The organism is Sphingomonas fucosidasi (assembly GCF_036663855.1).
Taxonomy (GTDB): Bacteria; Pseudomonadota; Alphaproteobacteria; order Sphingomonadales; family Sphingomonadaceae; genus Sphingomonas; species Sphingomonas faeni_B.
Genome location: NZ_JAXOJR010000001.1, coordinates 160776 through 183360 on the forward strand (window position 1 = coordinate 160776; position 22585 = coordinate 183360).

General features: G+C 67.2%; 20 protein-coding genes. 13 read left to right on the forward strand and 7 right to left on the reverse strand.

Annotated elements, in window-relative coordinates; genetic code table 11:
• Positions 1-28 precede the first annotated feature (28 nt).
• Genes fdhD through U1737_RS00770 form a run of 3 tightly spaced genes read right to left on the reverse strand, consistent with a single transcriptional unit; the run spans position 29 to position 3617 of the window.
• Positions 29-820 (reverse strand): formate dehydrogenase accessory sulfurtransferase FdhD, encoded by a 792-nt coding sequence (fdhD, locus tag U1737_RS00760; RefSeq protein WP_332795234.1) that lies wholly within the window; start codon positions 818-820, stop codon positions 29-31.
• Positions 817-1302, reverse strand: coding sequence for a molybdenum cofactor guanylyltransferase (gene mobA, locus U1737_RS00765; protein WP_332795235.1), 486 nt, complete (start codon positions 1300-1302; stop codon positions 817-819). The genes fdhD and mobA overlap by 4 nt, the downstream gene beginning before the upstream one ends.
• Before the next feature lie 26 nt (positions 1303-1328).
• The gene (locus U1737_RS00770) at positions 1329-3617 is read right to left on the reverse strand and encodes an FdhF/YdeP family oxidoreductase (protein ID WP_332795236.1); all 2289 of its coding nucleotides are present in this window, start codon (positions 3615-3617) and stop codon (positions 1329-1331) included.
• 126 nt (positions 3618-3743) lie between these two features.
• On the opposite strand from U1737_RS00770, the gene trxB reads away from it, so the two are divergent.
• The gene (gene trxB / locus U1737_RS00775) at positions 3744-4712 is read left to right on the forward strand and encodes a thioredoxin-disulfide reductase (RefSeq protein WP_332795237.1); all 969 of its coding nucleotides are present in this window, start codon (positions 3744-3746) and stop codon (positions 4710-4712) included.
• Positions 4713-4845: 133 nt separating this feature from the next.
• Here trxB and U1737_RS00780 read toward each other — a convergent pair whose 3' ends face one another.
• Genes U1737_RS00780 through U1737_RS00790 form a run of 3 tightly spaced genes read right to left on the reverse strand, consistent with a single transcriptional unit; the run spans position 4846 to position 6586 of the window.
• The gene (locus U1737_RS00780; RefSeq protein WP_332795238.1) at positions 4846-5619 is read right to left on the reverse strand and encodes a hydrolase 1, exosortase A system-associated; all 774 of its coding nucleotides are present in this window, start codon (positions 5617-5619) and stop codon (positions 4846-4848) included.
• Entirely contained in the window at positions 5607-6278 is a 672-nt protein-coding gene (locus U1737_RS00785) for an alpha/beta hydrolase family protein (protein WP_248521143.1), read from the reverse strand. The genes U1737_RS00780 and U1737_RS00785 overlap by 13 nt, the downstream gene beginning before the upstream one ends.
• Positions 6279-6307: 29 nt before the next feature.
• On the reverse strand, positions 6308-6586 hold the full coding sequence (locus U1737_RS00790) for an acyl carrier protein (protein WP_248521141.1): 279 nt from the start codon (positions 6584-6586) through the stop codon (positions 6308-6310).
• A 93-nt stretch (positions 6587-6679) separates the two neighbouring features.
• Between U1737_RS00790 and U1737_RS00795 the strand changes: the two genes are divergently transcribed.
• From U1737_RS00795 to U1737_RS00850, 12 genes are all read left to right on the forward strand, one after another.
• Positions 6680-8353, forward strand: a complete 1674-nt coding sequence (locus U1737_RS00795) for an AMP-binding protein (protein ID WP_332795239.1) — start codon at positions 6680-6682, stop codon at positions 8351-8353.
• Positions 8350-9576 carry a pyridoxal-dependent decarboxylase, exosortase A system-associated gene (locus tag U1737_RS00800; RefSeq protein ID WP_332795240.1) on the forward strand — a complete coding sequence of 409 codons (1227 nt, stop codon included), beginning with the start codon at positions 8350-8352 and terminating at the stop codon, positions 9574-9576. The genes U1737_RS00795 and U1737_RS00800 overlap by 4 nt, the downstream gene beginning before the upstream one ends.
• Before the next feature lie 171 nt (positions 9577-9747).
• Positions 9748-10392 (forward strand): XrtA/PEP-CTERM system exopolysaccharide export protein, encoded by a 645-nt coding sequence (locus U1737_RS00805; protein WP_332795241.1) that lies wholly within the window; start codon positions 9748-9750, stop codon positions 10390-10392.
• An 11-nt stretch (positions 10393-10403) separates the two neighbouring features.
• Positions 10404-11927, forward strand: a complete 1524-nt coding sequence (locus tag U1737_RS00810; RefSeq protein ID WP_332795242.1) for an XrtA system polysaccharide chain length determinant — start codon at positions 10404-10406, stop codon at positions 11925-11927.
• 6 nt (positions 11928-11933) lie between these two features.
• Entirely contained in the window at positions 11934-12995 is a 1062-nt protein-coding gene (locus U1737_RS00815) for an AAA family ATPase (RefSeq protein WP_332795243.1), read from the forward strand.
• A complete protein-coding gene (locus U1737_RS00820) occupies positions 12995-14746 on the forward strand; it encodes a hypothetical protein (protein WP_332795244.1) in 1752 nt (583 codons plus the stop codon). Before U1737_RS00815 ends, U1737_RS00820 begins: the two co-directional genes overlap by 1 nt.
• Before the next feature lie 12 nt (positions 14747-14758).
• Positions 14759-15829, forward strand: a complete 1071-nt coding sequence (locus U1737_RS00825) for an ExeA family protein (RefSeq protein ID WP_332795245.1) — start codon at positions 14759-14761, stop codon at positions 15827-15829.
• Between the two features lies 1 nt (position 15830).
• A complete protein-coding gene (locus U1737_RS00830; protein WP_332795246.1) occupies positions 15831-16691 on the forward strand; it encodes an XrtA system polysaccharide deacetylase in 861 nt (286 codons plus the stop codon).
• A complete protein-coding gene (locus U1737_RS00835; RefSeq protein ID WP_332795247.1) occupies positions 16688-17728 on the forward strand; it encodes a FemAB family XrtA/PEP-CTERM system-associated protein in 1041 nt (346 codons plus the stop codon). Before U1737_RS00830 ends, U1737_RS00835 begins: the two co-directional genes overlap by 4 nt.
• Positions 17725-18999, forward strand: a complete 1275-nt coding sequence (locus tag U1737_RS00840) for a glycosyltransferase (RefSeq protein ID WP_332795248.1) — start codon at positions 17725-17727, stop codon at positions 18997-18999. Before U1737_RS00835 ends, U1737_RS00840 begins: the two co-directional genes overlap by 4 nt.
• Positions 18996-20486 carry an exosortase A gene (gene xrtA, locus U1737_RS00845; protein WP_332795249.1) on the forward strand — a complete coding sequence of 497 codons (1491 nt, stop codon included), beginning with the start codon at positions 18996-18998 and terminating at the stop codon, positions 20484-20486. The genes U1737_RS00840 and xrtA overlap by 4 nt, the downstream gene beginning before the upstream one ends.
• The gene (locus tag U1737_RS00850; protein ID WP_332795250.1) at positions 20487-22373 is read left to right on the forward strand and encodes an XrtA/PEP-CTERM system amidotransferase; all 1887 of its coding nucleotides are present in this window, start codon (positions 20487-20489) and stop codon (positions 22371-22373) included.
• A gap of 3 nt (positions 22374-22376) precedes the next feature.
• On the opposite strand, the gene U1737_RS00855 is transcribed toward U1737_RS00850, so the two are convergent.
• Positions 22377-22571 (reverse strand): hypothetical protein, encoded by a 195-nt coding sequence (locus U1737_RS00855; protein ID WP_332795251.1) that lies wholly within the window; start codon positions 22569-22571, stop codon positions 22377-22379.
• Between the last annotated feature and the right edge of the window lie 14 nt (positions 22572-22585).

Consider the following 22585-nt stretch of genomic DNA (forward strand, 5'->3'; position numbering starts at 1 on the left):
CTGCTTCGACTAGTCGCAGCGTCTGCGGCTAGTCGAAGACCTTCCAGGGATCGTTGACCACCAGGATCGCATCGCTGCGCGCGAGGGCGAGCAGCGTCAGGCCATGCGAGTGCGCGTGATCGATCGCGAGACTGGTCGGTGCGGAGATCCCGACCAGCATCGGCGCGCCGGCGATCAGCGCCTTGTCGACCATCTCGAAGCTGATCCGCGAGGTGACGAGGATGAACCCGTCGATCGCGTGCCCCTTTATCGCCAGTCCTCCGACCAGCTTGTCGAGCGCGTTGTGGCGACCGACGTCCTCATAGGCGGCAACGACCTGGCCTTCGCGATCGCATGCTGCCGCCGCGTGAATGGCGCCCGTGGCCGCGTTGAGGGGCTGGTGCGCGCGCAACCCACCGAGTGCGGCAAACAACGCGCTGACGGGCGTGTCGGGCTTCGGTGGCGTTCCAGGGACAGGTTTACGGAGCTGTTCGAGCCCGGATATCCCGCAGAGCCCGCAACTCGTGTCGCTGGTGCGGTGGCGGACACGGTCGTGAATGCGCCCCTTGCACCGTTCGGACAGGCCGACGCGGACGATCCAGCCCGCCTCGGCTTCGAACACGTCGATGTCGCGCACGTCGTCGGCGCTGTCGGCCAGCCGCTCGGTCAGCAGGAACCCGGTCGTGAACTCGGGCAGGTCGGCGGGCGTCATCATCATCACCGCATAGCCGAGCCCGTCGATCTCGATCGCGACGGGCACCTCGATCGCGATCGTTCGCTCACCCGCCATGACCGAATCAGGGCGAAGGATCTTGATCGGCAATGTGCGAGAGGTCGTCATAGGGTGGCGATGTCTTTCGGCGTATTGATGTTGGGAATCGGCGCGGGCGCAACGATCGGCACGGCGCCGATTGCCGCCGCCCAACCGCGAACCGAGCGGCGTGGCGATGCCGCGATATGCGCGAGCAGAGCCTTCATCGACGCAGTGCTCCAATGCCCGAGCACCGGCGCATCCGGGCAATAGGCCGGCGCTCTCCGTGCGAGCGCCGCCAGCAAACCGTCGGGGAGCATCGGCATGTCGCATGCGATCGTCAGGACCGACGTGAAGCCCCGGTCGCCGGCATAGGACAGTGCGCCGGCGATCCCGCCCAAAGGGCCGAGGTCGGGGCCGGGGAGGTCGGCGATGAGGCCGTCTCTGCCAACGATGACCGCCGTATCGACGTACGGCCCCAGCAGGTCGCGCGCATGCTCGGACAGCGTACGCCCTCGAAACATCGCCCGTGCCTTGTCCGAACCGAACCGGGACGATCGCCCGCCAGCCAATACGACGCCGAGGATATGCGTGTTGGTCAGCGCGTCTTCTCGATCCGTACCGGCACCGACTTCGCCGCCGGCACATGACTCTCGCGGGCGTGGTGCGCGACCGGCATGAGCAGGTTGCTCTCGGGGTAATAGGCCCCAACGCAGCCCTCGGGGATCGAATATTCGACCACCCGCAGCTTGTTGAGACGGCGATCCGAATTGCCCCCGGCGTCGCCGACCAGATCAACGTCTTCGCCATCCGCGATGCCCATTCGGGCCATGTCGTTCTTGTTCATGAACACGATGTCGCGCGTACCCTTCACGCCGCGGAAGCGATCGTGATAGCCGTACACGGTCGTGTTGAACTGATCGTTCGACCGCAGCGTCATCAAGCGGAAGCGGCCCTCCGCCTCATCGAACCCGGTGACGTTGAGGGATTGCGGCACATTGATCTCCGCCTTGCCGCTCTCGGTCTTCCACTCTCGATGCGCGGCGGGAACGCCCTTCCAGAAGCCGCCGGGCGTGAACATCTGTTTGTTGAAGTCTTTGAACAGCTCCGGATACGTCACCTCGATCGCATCGCGAACGCGCGCATAGTCGCGCACCCACGCATCCCAATCGAGTTTCGGATTGTGCGCCAGCGTCGCCTTGGCGATCCCCGCGACGATCGCAGGCTCGGACAGCAGCGTTTCGGCCGCCGGCGTCGCCTTGCCCTTCGAGCCGTAGATCTGGCTGAACGAATCCTCGATCGAGACGCTCTGCGGCCCGGTACCCTGCATATCCGTCTCGATCCGGCCGAGACACGGAAGCAGATACGACGTCTCGCCGGGCAACAAGTGCGAGCGGTTGAGCTTGGTGGCGATATGCACGGTCAGGTCGAGCCCGCGCCATTTCGGCTCCATCCGCGCATGATCCGGGATCGCGCGCACGAAATTGCCGCCGAGGCCGATGAAGGCCTGCGCGCTTCCGTCGAGGACGGCCTCGCACGCTTCGACCGTATCCCAGCCCTTCTCGCGCGGCGGCTCGAAGCCATATTGCTCGGCGAGCTTGTCGAGCGGGGCGAGCTCGGGCTTTTCGGTGATCCCGACGGTACGTTGGCCCTGCACGTTCGAGTGACCGCGGACCGGCCCCATGCCGGCACCGGGCTTGCCGATGTTGCCGCGGAGCAGCATCAAATTGACGACCATGTGGACGTTGTCGATCCCGCCGACGTGCTGGGTCAGCCCCATGCCGTACACCGCGATCACCGCCTTCGACTTGGCGTAGACCTTGGCGGCCGCCTCGATCTCGGCGCGAGTAAGGCCGCTCTCATGCTCGATCACCGACCATTCGGTCTTGCGAGCGACGTCGGCGAACGCATCGAAGCCGGTCGTGTGCTCGGCGAGGAACGCATGATCCAGCACGCGCAGGCCATCGATCCGCTGGGCGTGGTCGTCGGCCTCGATCAGGTATTTGCACATCCCCATGATCGCACCGACGTCGCCGCCGGTCTTCACTTGGTGATATTGCGAGGCGATCGGCGTCGACTTGCCCGTCACCATCTCGATCGGGTTCTGCGGATCCTGGAATTTCTCCAGCCCGCGTTCCTTGAGCGGGTTGAACACGACGATCTCGACCCCGCGCTTCGCGCAATCGCGCAACGGATGCAGGAATCGGGGGCTGTTCACGCCGGGGTTCTGCCCGAAGTAGAAGATCGCGTCGCACTTCTCGTAGTCGGAGAGATGGATGGTGCCGACCGCCGATCCGATCGCGGACTTGAGGCCGACCGAGGTCGTCTCGTGGCACATGTTCGAGCTGTCGGGCAGGTTGTGGCTGCCGTACATCCGCGCGAGCAGGCTATACATGTACGACGTTTCGAGACTGGCGCGGCCGGAGGCATAGAAGATGACCTTGGTCGGGTCGTAGGTCTTCAGCTTGGCGCCGATGCCCGCGAACGCCTCGTCCCAGCTGCACGCGGTATATTTGTCGGTGGTCGGATCGTATTTCAGCGGATGCGTCAGGCGCCCGGCCTGTTCGAGGTCGTAATCCTTCCAGCCCAGCAGTTCGCTGACCGTGTGCTGCTCGAAGAATGCAGGAGTCACACGGAACGAGGTCAATTCCCATGCGGTCGCCTTCGCCCCGTTCTCGCAGAACTCGGCGACATGCGGGTGCGCTGGCTTGCCCCACGCGCAGCTGACGCAGGCAAACCCGTCCGGCTTGTTCTGCCGCGCGAGTTCGCGAATCACCTCTGGTCCGACCTTCTCGCGGGCGGAAATCTCGACGAGCGACTTCATCGAGCCCCAGCCGCCTGCTGGTGCCGTATAGTCCTCGATCTCTACGGTCCGGTCGTCGCTCATGCTCATCTCCGCTTTTGCCCATCAACGAAGCGGCAAAGCTTTCGATGCAGGCGGTACAGATTTACCGGCGGTTCAAATCCGGGCGCGCATCCCCTAGATGCGATTACGAATCTCCAAGGAACAACGATGACGACCCATACCACCCGCATGCTTATCCTCGGCTCGGGGCCTGCCGGGCTCTCGGCTGCGATCTATGGCGCGCGTGCCGGGATGGCGCCGATCGTCGTGCAGGGCATCCAGCCCGGCGGCCAGCTGACCACGACGACCGACGTCGAGAACTATCCCGGCTTCAAGGACGTGATCCAGGGCCCGTGGCTGATGGAGCAGATGACGGCGCAGGCCGAGCATGTCGGCACGCGGATGATGTGGGACACGATCGTGCAGGTCGACCTGACCAGCCGCCCGTTCCGCCTGATCGGCGACAGCGGCGACGTTTACGAGGGCGACACGCTGGTGATCGCGACCGGCGCGCAGGCGAAATGGCTCGGGATCGATAGCGAGGAGCCGATGAAGGGCAAGGGCGTCAGTGCGTGTGCGACCTGCGATGGCTTCTTCTACCGCGGCAAGAAGGTGGCGGTGATCGGCGGCGGTAACACCGCGGTCGAGGAGGCGCTGTACCTCACCAACCACTCGCCCGACGTGACGCTGATCCACCGCCGCGATTCGCTGCGGGCGGAGAAGATCCTCCAGGAGCGGCTGTTCGCGCACAAGGGCGTGACGGTGCTGTGGAACAAGGAGGTCCGCGAGTTCGTCGACGGTGGCGGCAATGCAGGGTTGGTAGCGCTGGAGCTGGAGGACACCGTGACGGGCGAGCGCTCGCGTCTCGACGTCGATGGTGGGTTCGTCGCGATCGGGCATCACCCGGCGACCGAGTTGTTCCGCGGGCACCTGGAGCTTGATTCGGATGGGTACATCGCGGTCGAGACCGGCTCGACCCGCACCAATATCGAGGGGGTGTTCGCGTGCGGCGACGTGGCGGACAAGGTGTACCGGCAGGCAGTGACCGCGGCCGGCACGGGTTGCATGGCAGCGTTGGACGCGGAGCGCTTTCTGGCGGCGGCCGAGTTTGCGGAGCTTGCCGAAGCCGCTGAATAAGTTTCGCGCATCCCGTTACACTCACGCCAGACGTCATCCAGACGCAGGTCAGGACCCAGAGCCGCGAGCGCCCTCTTGCGTAACCCTGGGTCCTGACTTTCGTCAGGATGACGGGCGGGGGGGGCGCTGCTGCTTAGCCAGCGAGCGCGGTAACGATCTCGGCATAGAGCGCATCGCCGTTCTCAGCGCCGGCAAAGCTATGCGATGCCGTATCGAACCGCATTACCCGCGCCCCGCCGCGATACCGCGCGGCAAACGCCAGCGCGGTGGCGTCACGCACCGCGAGCAGGACGACGGCATCGTCCCCCCACGCGTCGATCGCATCGCCAACCCGCATCGCCAAGCCGTCCTTACCGGCCGGCGCGGTACGCGTGAGCTTCCCCAGCCCCTTCCCCAGTTTGCGGAGATTGATCTCCCCGCGGATCAGCCGATGCCAAGACCGGGGATCGCGCAGTCTCTCGGCATAGCGCGCCCGGATGGCGGCGGCGGGGGGGAGGTCGTCGAAGGGTTCGATGATCCAGGGGTTAGCGAGGATGACCTTGTCGAACCCGGCCGATCGTCCGAACAGCGCGAGCGTGCTGGCGGCGTCGCAATTGCCGAAGCCTACCAGGCGGGTGATATGCGGGGCTGCGTGCCGGAACGCAGCAACCGCTGCGATCAGGTCGGGCTCTGCGCTCAGGAAGCCGCCATTGTGGCCTGTCGAATCGCCGACGCCGCGGCGGTCGTAGCGGAAGACGGGCGTGCCGGTGGCGGCGAGGCGTTGGGCGAGCATCGCCATCCCGCGATGCGCGCCGCTGCGGATTTCGTTGCCGCCGGAGACTATGAGAAGTCCGGTCGTGCCGGGTGCTTCGTCCAGCGTGGCGGCGAGCGTTTCGCCTTCGCACGTGAACCCGATCAGCCTTCGCATGATGCTATCCAGTGTGCGATATCGGCTGCAAGCTGCTGTGCCAACGCGATATCGCTGCCGGGTTCCGACCGGCGCCAGAGTGGCGATCCGGCGTAGGTCGCATGGGCGGCGCGGGGATCGGTGCCGAGGCGTACGACCCGGTATCGTCCGTCCTGGCACGGCACGGCATCTCGCAGTTCGGCGAGCATCTCCGGGAACAGGCGGTTGCCGGCGTACTCGTCCCCCCGGTCGGACTTACCCGCTGCGGCGCGGGTGCGTTCGAGGTCACGGATGAGATCGGCGCCGGTTTGTGGAGCGAGGTGCCAGCGGCCGGTAAGGTCGGCGTCGGTATCGAGTAGCGCGCCGCTTCTTATCGAAAACGCGTAGCTATGAGCGCCAAGCTGCTGTGTTAGTTCGCTATAGGCTCGGCGCTGCTCGGACAGCTTGGCATCGACGGTCGCGACGAGGCTCTCTCCGGTACCGGGGAAGTCCGGGAGTATGCTGCCGATGCCGTGATCCGCTAGCGCGCGCAGGATCGTGCACGTGAACTGCCGGGTCCGGTTCGCTTCCTCGAACAGGGGGAGGGCGGCGATGACGATCGGGCCGCTCTCGGGTCCGAACCGCAGCATCGCCTCGCAGCCCCCATTCCAGTCATATGTATCGAAGCGGAGGCCGGTCATTCCGGCGGAGGCTAGACCGCCGGTCAGGGTTAGACCAGCGCCTTGCCCGCGGCGAACTGGACGAGCGCGCCGAATGTCTCGAGCATCTCGCCGTCGATCTCGTCGTCCTCGATCAGGATGCCGAGCCGGTCCTCGAGTTCGGTGAGCACGCTTGCCACCGCCATCGAATCAAGCTCGGGCAGAGCACCGAACAGCGGCGTGTCGGCGGTGAACGTCGCGACTCGGTCGGCGCTGAGGCCGAGGATGTCGGAGAGGACGGCGCGTACCGTCGTTTCGACTTGGGAAGTACCTTCGAAGATCACGAGCATCGCCTGAACCGTTACGAACCGGGCCCCGCTAGCGTGTGGGGGTGAATTCGGCAACGGGTTCGCGCTAAGGGGGCTTGGCGCTATTAGGGCCCCATGATCGCGCTCGACCCCAAGCCATACCCTATCGACCACATCGCGCTGCGAGGTGCGCCCGATGCCGTTGCGCTGGTCGACAAGGCCGGCGCGATGACGTTTGCCGAGCTCGAGGCCGGGGTCGGGGCGCTGGCGGGGTGGCTTGCTGGACGGGGGCCGTCGGCGGGTGATCGGGTGGCGACGTGGCTGCCCAAGACGCGCGCCGCGTGCCTGATGCCGTTGGCGGCGGCGCGGGCGGGGCTGGTGCATGTGCCGGTCAATCCGCTGCTGAGACGGGCGCAGGTCGCGCATATTCTTGGGGATAGCGGGGCGCGGTTGCTGGTGACGCAGGGTGTGCGGGCTGGGACGCTGGATGATGGGGATCTGCCGAGCGGGTGTGCGATCGTCGATGAAGTCGATCTTCCCTTGGCTCCCCGGCGAAGGCCGGGGTCCAGTTGGGAGGATCCCGATGGTGTCGCGCAACGTCCTGTCACGGTGTTTCTCCCAACTGGGCCCCGGCCTTCGCCGGGGAACCGCGAGCAAGGCCGTATCGGACCGTCCGATGTCGATCCCGACAGTCTCGCGGCGATCCTCTATACCTCGGGATCTACCGGCCGGCCCAAAGGCGTGATGCTGAGCCATGCTAACCTGTGGCTCGGTGCGATCTCGGTCGCGCATTATCTGAAGCTGGAGCCCGAAGACTGCGTGCTCGGCGTGCTGCCGCTGTCGTTCGATTACGGTCAGAACCAGCTGTTCTCGACCTGGGCGGCGGGGGCGTCGGTGGCGCCGCTCGATTATCTGGTCGCGCGCGACGTGGTGAAGGCGGTCGAGCGGGTCGGGGCGACGACGCTGGGGGGCGTGCCGCCCTTGTGGGTGCAGTTGCTGGAGGCGGACTGGCCGGCGGAGACTGCTGGGCTGTTGAAGCGGTTGACCAACTCGGGTGGCGCGCTGACGCCGCGGCTGGTGCGTGGGCTTCGGGAGCGGTTTCCAGCGGCGGACGTGTACGCGATGTATGGGCTGACCGAGGCGTTCCGATCGACCTATCTCGATCCCGCGCTGATCGATGCGCATCCCGATGCGATGGGGCGGGCGATCCCGTTCGCCGAGGTTTCGGTGGTGAAGCCTGACGGCGCGCGCGCCGCGCCGGGTGAGGCGGGGGAGCTGGTGCACGCCGGGCCGCTCGTTGCGCAAGGCTATTGGAGGGATGCGGAGCGGACGGCGCAGCGGTTTCGGCCGGCGCCTGATGGCAACGGCATGGCAGTGTGGTCGGGGGATACCGTGGTCGAGGGCGAGGACGGTCTGTTGCGATTCGTCGGGCGTGACGACGAGATGATCAAGAGCGCGGGGAACCGGATAAGTCCGCTCGAAATCGAGGAGGCCGTGCTGGCTGGGGGGGAGGCGCGCGAGGCGGTCGCGGTTGGCGTTCCGGACGAGCGGCTGGGGCAGGCGATCGTGGTGATGCTGGCCGGGGATACTGGCGCGGAGGCGGGATTGCGGGCGCGGTTGCGGACGGCACTGCCTAGCTTCATGCAGCCCGGCGCGTATCTCTGGCGGGACGAATTACCGCGTAATGCCAACGGGAAGCTGGACAGGTCTGCCATCGCGTTGGAGGTGAAAGCTTGTTCCCCCGCGAAGGCGGGGGTCCAGTCTGGGCCCCCGCCTTCGCGGGGGAACAAGGAAGGGAGCGCGTCATGAAACCGATGGGTGCCCTTCCGCCGGAGTTCGTTCAGCAAGATGGCCTCCTGAAGATCGGCGGCCGGCTGGCCGACGACTGGGTTGCCAAGGCCGGCGACACACCGCTGTTCGTCTACGACATGGCGATCGTCGCCGCGCGCATCGCACGCTTCAAAGCAGCGATGCCCGCGATCGATCTTCACTACGCGATCAAGGCTAATCCGCATGCCGACCTTCTGACCGCGATCGCGCCGCTGGTCGACGGGCTCGACGTCGCGTCGTCGGGCGAGCTCGCCAAGGCGCTCGCGGTCAAGCCAGCGGCGTCGATCAGTTTCGCCGGGCCCGGCAAGCGTGACGACGAACTCTCCGCAGCGATTTCCGCCGGCGCCACGCTCAACGTCGAATCGGAAGGCGAAGCGGCGCGGGCGTTCGCGATCGGCGACCGCCTCGGCGTTCCGCCGCGCATGGCAGTACGCGTGAACCCCGATATCGAACTCCGCGGCTCGGGCATGCGGATGGGCGGACGGGCGTCGCCGTTCGGCGTCGACGCAGTGCGCGCGGCGGCGCTCGTCAACGCGATCGTCGGCGCAGGTGCGGACTGGCGTGGCTTTCATATCTATGCCGGTAGCCAGGCGCTTGATCCCGGCGCGATCATCGAGACGCAGGCCGCCACGATCGCGCTCGCCGCGCGGTTGGCGGGGGAGGCCGGCGCAGCGCCCCCGCTCGTCAATCTGGGCGGTGGCTTCGGCGTGCCCTATTTCGCTGGCGACGTGGCGCTGGATATCGAGCGTGTCGGCAGTGCGCTGGGTGAAGCACTAGCATCCCGCCCGCCAATTCTCGCCAAAACACGGTTTGCGATCGAACTCGGTCGCTGGCTTGTCGCCGAGGCCGGCGTCTATCTCACCCGCGTGATCGACATCAAACACAGCCAGGGCGAGACCTTCGTCATCGTCGACGGCGGACTCAACCACCAGCTCGCCGCGAGCGGCAATTTCGGCACCGTCGTCCGGCGCAACTATCCGCTCGCGGTCGCCGCTCGCATGGGCCAGGACGCAACCGAAACCGTCTCCGTCGTCGGCCCGCTCTGTACTCCGCTCGACCGCCTCGGCGACAAGGTCGCGCTGCCGCCGGTCGAGATCGGCTATCTGATCGCGATCTTCATGGCCGGCGCATATGGCGCGAGCGCCAGCCCGAGCGCGTTTCTCGGGCATCCAGCGGCGATCGAGATCGTTACTGCTCCATAGCCTGCCGGTCCCATGTCCCGATGTGGGGCCATTGCCGGTCGGGAGCATGGTTACAGGGCGCTCCTAACGCTATCTTCACCTGTTCCTTGCATAGCCGAGGCTGAGTTTAGCCGACCGCCGGGCAACCGACGGCCGGCGTCCCGCCAGTGTGGCTCCAGGAGAGAAGTGCCCATGCGTTCCGGACCCGTATCGAAATCCCTGCTGACCCTCGGCCTCGTCGGGGCGACGCTATCCGCGTGCACGAGCACCGGCAGCCGTCCCGAACTGCCGCCTGCCGCCTATGTCGCGAACCAGGAGCTGCCGGGCGAGGAATACGTCATCGGGCCGCTCGATCAGCTCAACATCTTCGTCTGGCGCAATCCCGAGCTGTCGTCGAAGGTCCAGGTGCGTCCCGATGGCCGGATCACCACGCCGTTGATCAACGACATGCCCGCGGTCGGCAAGACCCCTGCAATGCTCAGCGACGACATCAAGAAGGCGCTGACGGCCTATATCAAGGACCCGATCGTCTCGGTGATCGTCGAGAATTTCAGCGGCACCTATAGCCAGCAGGTGCGCATCGTCGGCGCGACCGAAAAGCCTGCCTCTATTCCCTACCGCGCCAACATGACCTTGCTCGACGCGATGATTGCGGTCGGCGGGCTCAGCCAATACGCCGCGGGCAACAAGGCACGGCTGGTGCGCTACGATCGGACGACCGGCAAGCAGACCGAATATGGCCTGCAGATCGGCAACCTGCTCAAGAAGGGCGATTCGTCGGCGAACGTCCGGCTCGAGCCGGGCGACGTGATCATCATCCCCGAATCGATGTTCTGAGGGACGCCGGGATGAACGGGATCTACGACGAGGTGCGCATAGCACTGCATGCGATCTGGACGCGGCGCTGGCTGGCGCTGGCGGTGGCGTGGGGCGTGTGCGTGCTCGGTTGGCTGGTCGTGTCGCAGATCCCGAGCCGCTACGATTCGACCGCGCGCGTGTTCGTGCAGATGCAGACGGTGCTGCCCGCGGGGATGGACGGCGTGCCGCAGAGCGTGCCGATGACCGTCGACACGATCCGCACGACGCTGATCTCCGCGGTGAACCTCGAAAAGGTGGTGCGCGGCACCGATCTCGCCAACACCGTGTCGAGCGACCGCGACGTCGCCGACCGCGTCGCCGCGCTCGCGCCGAACATCAAGATCGTGTCGCAGCAGGATAACCTGTTCCAGATCACGACGAGTGCGGCGAGCCCGAAGCTCGCGCGGCAGATCACGCAGAAGCTGATCGACCTGTTCGTCGAACAGAATCTGGCGGGCGATCGCTCCAAGACGACGCAGAGCCTGACCTTCCTCGACCAGCAGCTTGCATCGCGGCAGAAGCAGCTTGCCGACGCCGAGGCCAAGCGCGCCGACTTCCAGAACCGCTATCTGGGGGCGCTGCCGGGCACCGGATCGGTCAGCGACCGGATCGGCGCGGCACGCTCGCAGATGGCGCAGGTCGATGGCGATCTCGCCGCTGCGCAGTCGAGCCTCGCCGCGGTGCAGGGACAGATGGCGGGAACTCCGGCGACGGTTGCCGGGGCGGGTGGCGTCGCGGGCGCCGCGGGACCGGCGCGCGCGCGCCTCCAGGCGATCCAGGGCCAGCTCGCCGATGCCCGCGCGCGCGGCTATACCGAGAATCATCCCGATGTGGTGGCGCTGAAGAGCCAGCTTGCCGCGGCGACGGCGGCGGCGCGCAGCGAGCCTCTCGCCGGTGGCAGCGGTGCCGGTAGCGCGCAGAACCCGCTTTACGCGTCGCTCCAGTCGATGGTCGCGGACCGTACCGCCACGGTCGCGTCGCTGCGGATGCGGCGGAGCCAGTTGCAGAGCGATCTCGACCTGCTCAATTCGAAGCTCACCGGGGATCCCGAGGTTGCGGCCGAGCAGGGCTCGATCGACCGCGATTATCAGGTGCTCAAGGATCAGTACGACACGCTGCTGCGGCAGCGCGAACAGACCGCGCTGGTCGGCCAGGCGCAGTCGCAGAGCGATCATGTGAAGTTCAGCGTGATCGATCCCCCGACGATGCCGAGTACGCCGAGCGCGCCGAACCGAATGCTGCTATTGACGGGCGTGCTGATCGTCGGACTCGCGGCCGGGATCGGTGCTGCGTTCGCGATGGGGCAGTTGCGGACGACGTTCTCGACCAGCTCGCGGCTCGAAAAGGCGGCGGGGATGCCGGTGATCGGATCGATCGGCGAAGTGGTGACGCGCGTGCAGTCGAACCAGCGCCGTCGCAAGTTCAAGTTGTTCCTGGGCGGCACCGCCGCGCTGGGCGTCGCCTATGTCCTGTTGCTGGGGGTCGAGATCCTTCAGCGCGGGCTGGCGGCATAAGGGGGTATGGCCGTGACGAAACCTGATCGCGAACCCTCGCTGCTCGAACGCGCAGCCAAGGTGTATGATTTCAGCGCGCATGCGAAGGTGCGCAACATCGCGGTGCCCGCGGCGTCGGTCGTCGATGCGCCCGTTCGCGAAGTTCCCGTCGCCGAGGCACGCGCGGTCGAGGTCGAGCCCGCTGTGGCCGAGGCGCCCGCATCCGAAATCGTCCATGCCCCGGCGCCGACGCACGATTTTGCCGATGCGACCTTCCTCGCGATCCCCGAGGAACTGCGCGCGCCGGTCGGCGACGAGTTTACCGACGAGGTCTATTACCCCGAGGAGTCGGACGACACCGCGCGGATCGATCGCGGGATGCTCGCCGGCAACGGGATGATCGTACCGGGCGCACCGGTCGGCCCGCTCGCGGAGGAGTTCCGCCTGATCAAGCGCCAGTTGCTGATCGCGAGCGCGCGCATCGCCGAGAGCGACAGCCCCGACAAGGCGCGGATGATCCTGGTCTGCTCGGCCCGGCCCGAGGACGGCAAGACGTTCTGCGCGATCAACCTCGCGCTCTCGATCGCCGCCGAGCGCGATACCGAAGTGCTGCTAGTCGATGCCGACGTCGCCAAGCCCGATATCGTCAAGCAGCTGGGACTGATCGACGGTCCCGGCCTGCTCGACGCGCTGGCGGATTCGCGGATCGATGTCGAGGATATGGTGATCCATACCGACGTGCCGCATCTGTCGATCCTCCCCGCCGGCACCAAGACCGCGATGGACACCGAATTGCTCGCCAGCGTGCGCACCAAGGTGGTGATCGCGCGGCTTCTCGCCGCCAATCCGCGCCGCATCCTGATCATCGACTCGCCACCCGCACTCGCTGCGTCCGCCGCGTCGGTGCTGGCGATGCGCGTCGGCCAGGTGATGCTCGTCGTCCGCGCCGATCGCACGCCCGAAAGCGAACTGCGCGCCGCGGTCAATATCCTCGACGGATGCGAGCACATCCAGCTCGTCCTGAATGCCGTTTCGTTCGTCCAGGGCGGCGCGCGGTTCGGCAGCTATTATGGCCAGGAGAGTTCTTGATGACCGGGCCGATGATCACACCGACGGTGCGCGCACGCGTGCTGACCGGCGTCGCGGCCACGTTCGTCGTGGCTGGCATCGTGGCGGGCGCTACCCCTGTCGCTGCGCAGACGGCGCCGAATGCGACCGCAGGCGGTATCCTGACCGAAAACGCCACGACGGGAGGCTCCGCGACCCAGGGCCAGGGAGCACGACGCATCACCATCAACCCGTATGTCGAGGCCAGCCAGACGCTCGCCGCCGACCTCAACGGCGGCGACGTGCTGACCTATACCAGCCTCGCCGCGGGCGTGGACGCCGCGATCCAGACGCAGCGCGTTACGGGTCAGCTCAGCTATCGGTATGAACGCCGGTTTGGCTGGGGCGACCGGCTCGGCGACGACGACGTGCATTCGGGCCTGGCCCGAGTCGACGCCCGCGTGACGCGCAACCTGACGCTCGAAGCCGCCGGCATCGCGACGCGCGCACGCTCGGACATCCGCGGCGCCGCGCCCGGCCTGCTGGTCGGCAACGTGAACAACGTCAGCCAGGTCTATGCGGTCTATGCCGGCCCCAGCTTCACCACCACCGCCGGCCCGGTCGTCTTCGATGCGAATTACCGCCTGGGCTATACCAAGGTCGAGACGCCCACTTTCGGCGATACCAGCATCGGCGGGCGGCGGCTCGACTATTACGACGATTCGATCGGCAATACCGCCACCGCCCGCGCATCGGTCGCGCCGGGTCTCGTCGCGCCGTTCGGCGTCACGCTGAGCGGCGCCTATGACCGCGAGACAGCCAGCCAGCTCAAGCAGCGCTACGAGGGTTATTACGGCCGCGGCGACATACTCCAGCCGGTGTCGCCCTATGTCGCGCTGACCGCAGGCGTCGGGTACGAAAAGATCGAGACGAGCCAGAAGGACGCGGTCGTCGACGCCACGGGGACGCCGGTGCTCGACCGCGATGGTCGCTTCATCACCAACGAAGCCTCGCCGCGGCGCGTCGCCTACCGGACCGACGGCCTCTATTACGATGCCGGCGTGATCTGGCGGCCCAATCGCCGCACCTCGGTCGAGGGTCATGTCGGCAAGCGCTATGGCTCGCTCAGCTACACCGGCACGGCGACGTATCAGGCTTCCAGGTCGGTCGGCCTCGCGGTCAACGTGTATGACGGCGTCCAGACCTTCGGCCGCCAGCTCCGCACCGGTATCGGCAATCTGCCGACCAGTTTCCTGACCGGCAACCAGCAAGGCTTTGGCCAGCAGTTCAACGGCTGCGTGTTCGGCTCCAGCGGCGCGCAACCCGGCGCCTGCCTCAACGACGTGTTTCAGTCGATCTCGACCGCCAGCTACCGCGCGCGCGGCGTCGACGGCGTGATCGTCGCCACCCGCGGTCGATCGACCTGGGGAGCAGGCGCGGGCTATGCCAACCGCAAGCTGTATTCGCCGAATGTCGCGCCGGGGCTGGTCGTCACCGGCCTCGAGGACCAGAGCTATTATGGCCAGCTGTTCTATGCGCGGACCCTGACCCAGGTCTCCGGCGTTAACGCGGACCTGTTCGTCAACTATTACGATCCCGGCGTGCCCAACATCGCGGCGGCGGACGTATCGGGCGACGACGGCGTCTGGTCGTATGGCGCGACCGGAACCTATTACCGCAATTTCGGACGGCTCGGCACCACCGCGTCGCTCGGGCTTTACAGCTTCAAGGTCGGTGACCTCGACAGCGACTGGTCGGCGCAGGCGCTGGTCGGTGCGCGATATCAGTTCTGAAGGCGAGAGCAGATGTACGACGAACATTACGGACTGACGGGTCGGCCTTTCCAGCTCACCCCGGATCCCAAATTCTGGTTCGAGACCGCCACCCACCGCAAGGCGATGGCGTATCTCGGCTATGGCCTGGCGCAGGGTGAAGGCTTCATCGTCATCACCGGCGATATCGGCGCGGGCAAGACGACGCTCGTCGGTCACCTGATGGACACGATCGACCACCAGCGGCTGAACGCGATCCGGCTGGTATCGACCGCGATCGAGGCGGACGATCTGTTGCGGATCGTCGCGACCGAATTGCACGTCGATCCGGCGGGACTAACCAAAGCCGAGCTGCTGACCGCGATCGAACGCGGGCTGCACGCGGTGGCGCGGACCGGCAAGCGCACGTTGCTGATCGTCGACGAGGCGCAGGCGTTGCCCGTGTCCGCGCTCGAAGAACTGCGGATGCTGTCGAACTTCCAGGCGGGCGGGCATGCGCTGTTGCAGATCGTCCTGCTCGGCCAGCCCGAATTCCGCGATCGCCTGCACGGCCTGGACCGGCTCGAACAGCTTCGCCAGCGCGTGATCGCGATCCACCATCTCGATCCGATGGAGGAGCATGAAGTTTCCGACTATCTCGCCCACCGTCTGACCGTGGTCGGCTGGACCGGCAACCCGGATTTCGCGGACGATGCGTTCGCGGCCTTCTATGCCGGCTCGGCGGGCGTGCCGCGCCGTCTGAACCTGCTCGCCGGGCGCGTGATGCTCCATGCCGCGATCGAGGATTTGCGGGTGATCGACGCCGCCGTCGTGCGGTCGGTTCAGCGCGACCTGGAGGGCGACCTGCCGACGCTGGCCACGGATACGGGGAAGGGTGCAGCTGCCTCGGTCGAGACGTTCGCCCAGCCTGTACCGGTCGCCGATACGCGGCCTACCGATCCAGCGACCGAAGAGCGCATCGCCGCGCTGGAGGCTCGCGTGGAGCTGCAGGACGAGGCGCTTCGCCGCGTGCTGACGCTGCTGGTCGACTGGGTCGAGAGCGAGGACGCCAAGCCCGAATACGCCCCGATCCGCGGTGTTTCCGCCTGGCATGATGCCGCCTGAAATGGCTGTTCTCAATGGCCCTGTTCTCAATGGCATGTCGGTCGATGTTGAGGACTGGTTCCAGGTCGGGGCGTTCGAGAAGGTCATCGACAAGGCCGACTGGGACTCGCTTCAGCCCCGCGTCGAGGCGAATACCGATGCGGTCCTCGCACTGTTCGGCGAGCGCGATACGAAGGCGACGTTCTTCACGCTCGGCTGGGTCGCGCACCGCTATCCCGCGATGATCCGGCGTATCGTCGAGGCCGGGCACGAGATCGCCAGCCATGGCTGGGACCACCAGCGCGTCTTCACGATGACCCCCGACGTCTTCCGCGCCGACCTCGTCCGCGCACGCAAGGCGATCGAGGATGCGGCGGGGACGAAGGTCACGGGCTACCGCGCGCCGAGTTTCTCGATCGACCAGCGGACTCCCTGGGCGCATGTCGAACTCGCCGAGGCTGGCTACGCCTATTCCTCCAGCGTCGCGCCGGTGAAGCACGATCATTACGGCTGGCTCGATGCGCCACGCTACGGGTTCAACCCGCTTGCCGACAGCGCCCTGATCGAGGTGCCGGTGACGGTCGCCAAGTTCGGAGAGCGCAAGCTCGCCACCGGCGGCGGGTTCTTCCGCTTGCTGCCCGCGGCGATCACCGATTTCGCGGTGCGTCAGGTCAATCGTGAGGATCGCCCGGCGATGTTCTATTTCCACCCGTGGGAGATCGATCCGGCGCAGCCGCGGGTCGATGCGGCGCCGATGCGATCGAAGATCCGTCATTACTCGCGGCTCGGCGCGATGGCGGGCAAGTTGCGCGGGTTGCTTGCCCGTCACGAATGGGGCCGCGTCGATGCGGTCGTCGCGCGCGAAGCGGCCCGGCTGGCGTGACCGCGCCGATGCCCGTCGGCGTGCGCGAAGCGGACCTTCGCGATCCGGCCGAGTGCGCGCGGATCGCGGCGTTCGTCGCGACGACCGAAGGTGCCACACCCTTTCACCTGCCCGAATGGAGCCGTGCCGTGCAGGACGGCTGCGGCCAGCGCGCGCGCTATCTGGTCTCCGAAGATTCCGGCGGGGCGGTCATCGGAGCGCTGCCGCTGACCGAGATGCGCTCGCCGCTGTTCGGGCGTGCGCTGGTGTCGACCGGGTTCGGCGTCGATGGCGGGATTCTAGGGGCGTCGATTGAGCCACTGGCGGCGGGGGCCTGGAACCTTGCGCTGCGGACCGGCTGCCCGTCGGTCGAACTGCGCGGCGGGCCCGCACCGAAGGGTTGGGCAAGCGACGACACCAGCTATCTCGGCTTCGCGCGCGATCTGGCGGTGGACGACGACGCCGAGCTTCTCGCGATCCCGCGCAAGCAGCGCGCCGAAGTCCGCCGTTCGCTCGGTTTCGATCTCGAGATCGTTACCGGTAACGACCGGAAGTTGCTCGCCGAGCACTACCGCGTCTATGCCGAGTCGGTCCGCAACCTCGGCACGCCAGTGTTTCCTGCCAAGCTTTTTCGTAGCGTTGCCAGTGTGATGGACGCGGATGTTCTCACTGTACGGCATCAGGGCAGGGCGGTCGCCAGCGTGCTGAGCCTGTACTTCGACGGCACCGTCTACCCCTATTGGGGCGGCGGCACCGAGGCGGCGCGCGGGCTTCGCGCCAACGACCGGATGTATTTCGCGCTGATGGCGCATGCGCGCGCGAGGGGGTGCACGCGGTTCGATTTCGGGCGCTCGAAGACCGGCACCGGCGCGGCGGCGTTCAAGAAGAACTGGGGGTTCACGCCCGAACCACGTTTGTACGCCAAGCGCAGCGACGGGCCGGCGCGCGAGGTCAACCCGCTGAACCCCAAATACGCGCTGATGGTGAAGACGTGGAAGCGCCTCCCGCTATGGGCCGCGACCGCCGCAGGACCGTGGATTTCCCGAGGGCTGGGGTGAGCCTGCTCTTCCTGGCGCACCGCGTGCCCTTTCCGCCCGATCGTGGCGACAAGATCCGCAGCTTTCATATCCTCGAGTATCTGGCGAAGCGCACGCCGGTTCATCTGGTGGCGTTTGCCGACGACGCGGCGGACTTCGATCCGCCTGCGGTGTTCACGGATATGCTGGCAAGCTGCACGATCCTTCCCCGTCGCAAGTCGCAGAAGCGTGCTGCGATCGAAGCGCTGGCTGCCGGCAAGCCGGTATCGCTGACCGCCTTCGCCAGTCCGGCGATGCAGGCCGCGGTCGATCGTATCCTGCCGCAGGTCGGCGGTATCTACTGTTTCTCCGGGCAGATGGCGCAGTATCTGCCGGCCGACGCGCCGCCGGTCGTGATGGATTTCGTCGATGTCGATTCCGCAAAGTTCGCGGGGTTTGCGGAAGACGCCCGCGGTCCGATGCGCTGGATGATGCGCCGCGAAGCGCGGTTGCTGGGAGCTTTCGAGCGGCGGATTGCGGCGCGGGTTTCTGCGAGTCTGTTCGTCAGCGAGGCCGAGGCGGCGCTTTTTCGGGAAGGTGGCGCGCGCGGCCGCGTGATGGCTGTCGAGAACGGGATAGACTCCGCGAAGTTCGACCCTGCGACTGCCAACACGCCCTTATCTTCCCCCCTCCCTGAAAGGGAGGGGCCGGGGGTGGGTCGGTTTCCGCAGGCGCAAACGGTTTTGACCCAAGCCGGCCGACCCACCCCCAACCCCTCCCTTCCAGGGGGGGACGAAGGAGCGTTGATCGTCTTCACCGGCCAGATGGACTACCGGCCCAACATCGACGCCGTCGCCTGGTTCGCGCGCGATATCCTCCCGCTGGTCCGCCAACGCCACCCCGCGCGCTTAGCGATCGTCGGCCGCGCACCGACGCCCGCGGTACTGGCGCTCGCCGGCGACCATGTCACCGTCACCGGCGCGGTCGACGACGTTCGTGGCTGGCTCGCCGCCGCGGACGTGTGCGTCGCGCCGCTGAAACTCGCGCGCGGGATCCAGAACAAGGTGCTCGAGGCGATGGCGATGGCGCGTCCCGTCGTCGCCTCCGCCGCCGCCGCCGAAGGGATCGACCACGCCGACACGATCCGCGTCGCCGGCACCGCGCAGGAGTTCGCCGATCAGGTGATCGCGCTGCTCGACGCGCCGGACACCGCGGCCACGCTCGGCGTCGCGGCCCGGGCGCAGGTCATCCGCCGCTACGGCTGGGACGCGCGCCTCGCCTCGCTCGACGCGCTGCTCGGCCTGACCGCATGACCGCGTGGCGCCGACACGGCATCGCGCTGGCGGTCGCGTTCGTCCTGATCCTGCTGGTGTTCCGCAGCGACGTCCGTGATCTCGTGCAGATCTGGTGGAACAGCACGACCTTCGGGCATTGCCTGTTCATCGGTCCGGTCGTCGCGTGGCTGATCTGGCAGCGCCGTGCGGACCTCGCCCAACTCACCCCGACCGGCTGGTGGCCGGGCCTCGCCCTCGTGGCGATCGGTGGGTTCGGCTGGCTGTTGGGCGACGCCGGCTCGGTCGGTTTCGCGCGCCAGCTTGGGCTGGTCATGATGCTGCAGGGCGCGGTTGTCACGATCCTCGGCCCCAATGTCGCGCGCGGGCTGCTATTCCCGCTCGCCTACGCGTTCTTCCTCGTGCCGTTCGGCGAGGGCCTCGAACCACCCTTGCAGACCATCACGGTCGCGATCGTCATGCCGCTGCTCCACCTGGTCGGCGTACCCGCGGTCGTCGACGGCGTGCTGATCCACGCCGGCCGCTATTATTTCGAGGTCGCGGAAGCGTGTTCGGGCGCCAAATTCGTCATCGCGATGGTCGCGTTCGGGGTGTTGGTCGCCAATCTCTGCTTTCTGTCGTGGAAACGCCGCGCGATCTTCCTCGTCGTCTCGGTGGTCGTGCCGGTCATCGCCAACGGGTTCCGCGCGTTCGGGACGATCTGGGCGGCGGACCTGACCTCGATCGAGGCGGCCACCGGGCTCGACCATATCGTCTATGGCTGGGTGTTCTTCGCGCTCGTCATGGCCGCGGTGCTGGCGATCGGCTGGCGCTGGTTCGACCGGGCCCCCGACGATCCTGCGTTCGATCCGGCGAGGCTACAGGCTATACCCCGCAACCGCACCGATCTGCTGATCGCCACCGCGCTCGTCCTCGCGACGGTCGCGGTCTTCCCGAGCTGGAGCGCCGCCATCGCCGGTCGCGCGCAGCCGCTGCCCGCGCATATCGACCTGCCCGACATCCCCGGCTGGCACCGCGTTCCGGTCAGCACGCGCGCGCCCTGGACGCCCTATCATCCCGGCGCGGACCATTACCTGTTCGGCCGCTATGCCGACGCCTCGGGCGCGACCGTCGACATGAGCATCGCGGTGTTCGGCAACCAGCATGAGGGCAAGGAGCTGATCGCGTTCGGCACCGGCGTCCTGCGGCAAGAGGATCGCTGGGTCCGGGTCGCCGATCTGCCCGATATCGTGGACGGCGCGGGGGCAGGTGGTTCGGCGATGCGGATCACCGCGCCGGGGCCCGTAGAGCGGATCGTCGCGACGTGGTACCGGGTCGGCGACACGACCACGCAGGACGAGACGCTGGTGAAGATCGAGACGATGAAGGCGCGGCTGCTCGGCGGTCCGCAACGCGCGGTGGCGATCCACCTTTCGGTCGAGGGCGCCGATCCGCGTCCGATCGCGCGCTTCCTCGCCGCATTGGGGCCGATCGCTACGGTTGCCGATCGCGCCGCGGGGATGCGCTAGATGTGCGGCATCGCCGGGATCTTTCACCCGGGTACGCCCAAGCCGGTCGATCCCAACCGCGTCCATGCGATGATCGCCGCGCTGGCGCATCGCGGGCCCGATGGCGACGGCATCTGGACCGCGCCGGGCGTGGGGCTCGGCCATCGTCGGCTGTCGATCATCGACCTCGAAGGCTCGCCGCAGCCGATGTCCGATGGCTCGCTGACGATCACCTATAATGGCGAGGTCTATAACTTCGCCGAACTGCGCGACGAGCTGATCGCCAAGGGTGCGATCTTCCGCACCGCCGGCGACACCGAAGTCCTGCTCCACGCCTGGCGCGCCTGGGGGCCGTCGATGCTCGACCGGCTGAACGGCATGTTCGCGTTCGGGATCCACGATTCCGCCGCGCACACGCTGTTCCTCGCGCGCGACCGGATGGGGGTGAAGCCGCTTTTCTACGTCGAACTCGCCGACGGCTCGCTCGCCTTCGCCTCCGAACTGAAGGGCCTGCTCGCGCACCCGCAGTTACGGCGCGTGCCCGATCTCAGCGCCGTCGAAGATTACCTGGCGCTCGGCTATGTCCCCGACGATGGCTGCATCGTCGCGGGCGTGAAGAAGCTGGCGGCGGGGCATTTCCTGCTGGTCGAGCGGGGGCGCCCGGTGCCAAGCCCTCGCAAATGGTGGGACATCGATTTCTCCAGTCGCGCGACCGGGTCGGCCAAGGCGCTCGGCGAGGAACTGGTCGACCGGATGCGCGCAGGCGTGCGCTCGCGAATGGTCGCCGACGTGCCGCTCGGGGCGTTCCTGTCGGGTGGCGTCGACAGCTCGGCGGTCGTCGCGTTGATGGCGGAAGCAAGCCCCAAGGCGGTGCGTACCTGCACGATCGGCTTCGATGAGGCGGGGCATGACGAGCGCAGCTTCGCCACCATTGTCGCGCGGCGCTTCGCCACCGATCACCGCGAGCGCGTGGTCCAGTCGGGCGACGTCTCGCTGATCGACACGCTGGTCGCGAGCTTCGACGAACCTTTCGCCGACGCCTCTGCTCTCGCGACGTATCAGGTCTGCGCGCTGGCTCGCGAGAGCGTCACCGTGGCGCTGTCGGGCGACGGTGCGGACGAGGCGCTCGCCGGCTATCGTCGCTACAAGTTCCAGTCCGTCGAGGAGCGTGTCCGCGGCCTGCTCCCGGCGCATCTGCGCGCGGACGTGTTCGGCACGCTCGGCCGCTTTTATCCCAAGGCCGATTGGGCGCCGCGGCCGCTGCGCGCGAAATCGACGCTGCTCGCGCTCGCGCAAGATGGGGGCGAGGCGTATGCGCGGTCGGTCGGCGTCACCACGCCCGAGCTGCGCGCGCACCTCTTCACCCCCGGTGCTCGTGCGACGCTCGGCGGGTATCGTGCCGAGGACCGCTATGTCGCGACGATGGCGAACGCGCCGGCGCGCGATGCGATCGACCGCGCGCAATATGCCGACATCAAGCATTGGCTGCCCGGCGACATCCTGACCAAGGTCGATCGCACCAGCATGGCGGTGGGTCTCGAAGCGCGCGAACCGTTGCTCGACCACCGCTTGATCGAGTTCTGCGCGACGTTGCCCGCGAACATGCGGTTGCGCCACGGCGAGGGCAAATGGCTGATGAAGAAGGCGATGGAGCCGTATCTGCCGCGCGAGATCCTCTATCGCCAGAAGATGGGCTTCGTGACGCCGATCAGCGCGTGGTTCCGCGAAGCGCTGGCGGGGGAGGCGATCGCGCTCGCCAAATCCCGTACGCTCGGCGAGACCGGGTGGTTCGACATGGCGACCATCGCGCGGATCGCCGACGAACATCGCATGGGCCGCGCCGAGCATGGCCGGACCTTGTGGCAGTTCGTGATGCTCGAACGCTCGATGAAGCGGGTGTTCGGCTGAGCGTTAGCGCAGCGGGACGGGGACGGCTCCGGGGTTGGCGCGTGCGAGCAGCGCCTCCAGCGCGGCATCGTCGAGCCGCCCCGCCGTCCGCAGCGCCGCCTCGGGGGTCATCGCGATCACCGTGCCGTCGGGGCCGTCGATGATGACCTCGCCGCACTCCTGAAAGACGTCTCGCGGCTGACTGTGCGGCTGGGTCATCGTGGCTCTCCCAA

Excerpts from the sequence above, each read along its gene's own strand:
- fdhD (WP_332795234.1), bottom strand. The coding sequence starts at position 820 with ATGACGACCTCTCGCACATTGCCGATCAAGATCCTTCGCCCTGATTCG.
- U1737_RS00770 (WP_332795236.1), bottom strand. The coding sequence starts at position 3,617 with ATGAGCGACGACCGGACCGTAGAGATCGAGGACTATACGGCACCAGCA.
- trxB (WP_332795237.1), top strand. The coding sequence starts at position 3,744 with ATGACGACCCATACCACCCGCATGCTTATCCTCGGCTCGGGGCCTGCC.
- U1737_RS00780 (WP_332795238.1), bottom strand. The coding sequence starts at position 5,619 with ATGCGAAGGCTGATCGGGTTCACGTGCGAAGGCGAAACGCTCGCCGCC.
- U1737_RS00785 (WP_248521143.1), bottom strand. The coding sequence starts at position 6,278 with ATGACCGGCCTCCGCTTCGATACATATGACTGGAATGGGGGCTGCGAG.
- U1737_RS00790 (WP_248521141.1), bottom strand. The coding sequence starts at position 6,586 with ATGCTCGTGATCTTCGAAGGTACTTCCCAAGTCGAAACGACGGTACGC.
- U1737_RS00795 (WP_332795239.1), top strand. The coding sequence starts at position 6,680 with ATGATCGCGCTCGACCCCAAGCCATACCCTATCGACCACATCGCGCTG.
- U1737_RS00800 (WP_332795240.1), top strand. The coding sequence starts at position 8,350 with ATGAAACCGATGGGTGCCCTTCCGCCGGAGTTCGTTCAGCAAGATGGC.
- U1737_RS00805 (WP_332795241.1), top strand. The coding sequence starts at position 9,748 with ATGCGTTCCGGACCCGTATCGAAATCCCTGCTGACCCTCGGCCTCGTC.
- U1737_RS00810 (WP_332795242.1), top strand. The coding sequence starts at position 10,404 with ATGAACGGGATCTACGACGAGGTGCGCATAGCACTGCATGCGATCTGG.
- U1737_RS00815 (WP_332795243.1), top strand. The coding sequence starts at position 11,934 with ATGGCCGTGACGAAACCTGATCGCGAACCCTCGCTGCTCGAACGCGCA.
- U1737_RS00820 (WP_332795244.1), top strand. The coding sequence starts at position 12,995 with ATGACCGGGCCGATGATCACACCGACGGTGCGCGCACGCGTGCTGACC.
- U1737_RS00825 (WP_332795245.1), top strand. The coding sequence starts at position 14,759 with ATGTACGACGAACATTACGGACTGACGGGTCGGCCTTTCCAGCTCACC.
- U1737_RS00830 (WP_332795246.1), top strand. The coding sequence starts at position 15,831 with ATGGCTGTTCTCAATGGCCCTGTTCTCAATGGCATGTCGGTCGATGTT.
- xrtA (WP_332795249.1), top strand. The coding sequence starts at position 18,996 with ATGACCGCGTGGCGCCGACACGGCATCGCGCTGGCGGTCGCGTTCGTC.
- U1737_RS00850 (WP_332795250.1), top strand. The coding sequence starts at position 20,487 with ATGTGCGGCATCGCCGGGATCTTTCACCCGGGTACGCCCAAGCCGGTC.
- U1737_RS00855 (WP_332795251.1), bottom strand. The coding sequence starts at position 22,571 with ATGACCCAGCCGCACAGTCAGCCGCGAGACGTCTTTCAGGAGTGCGGC.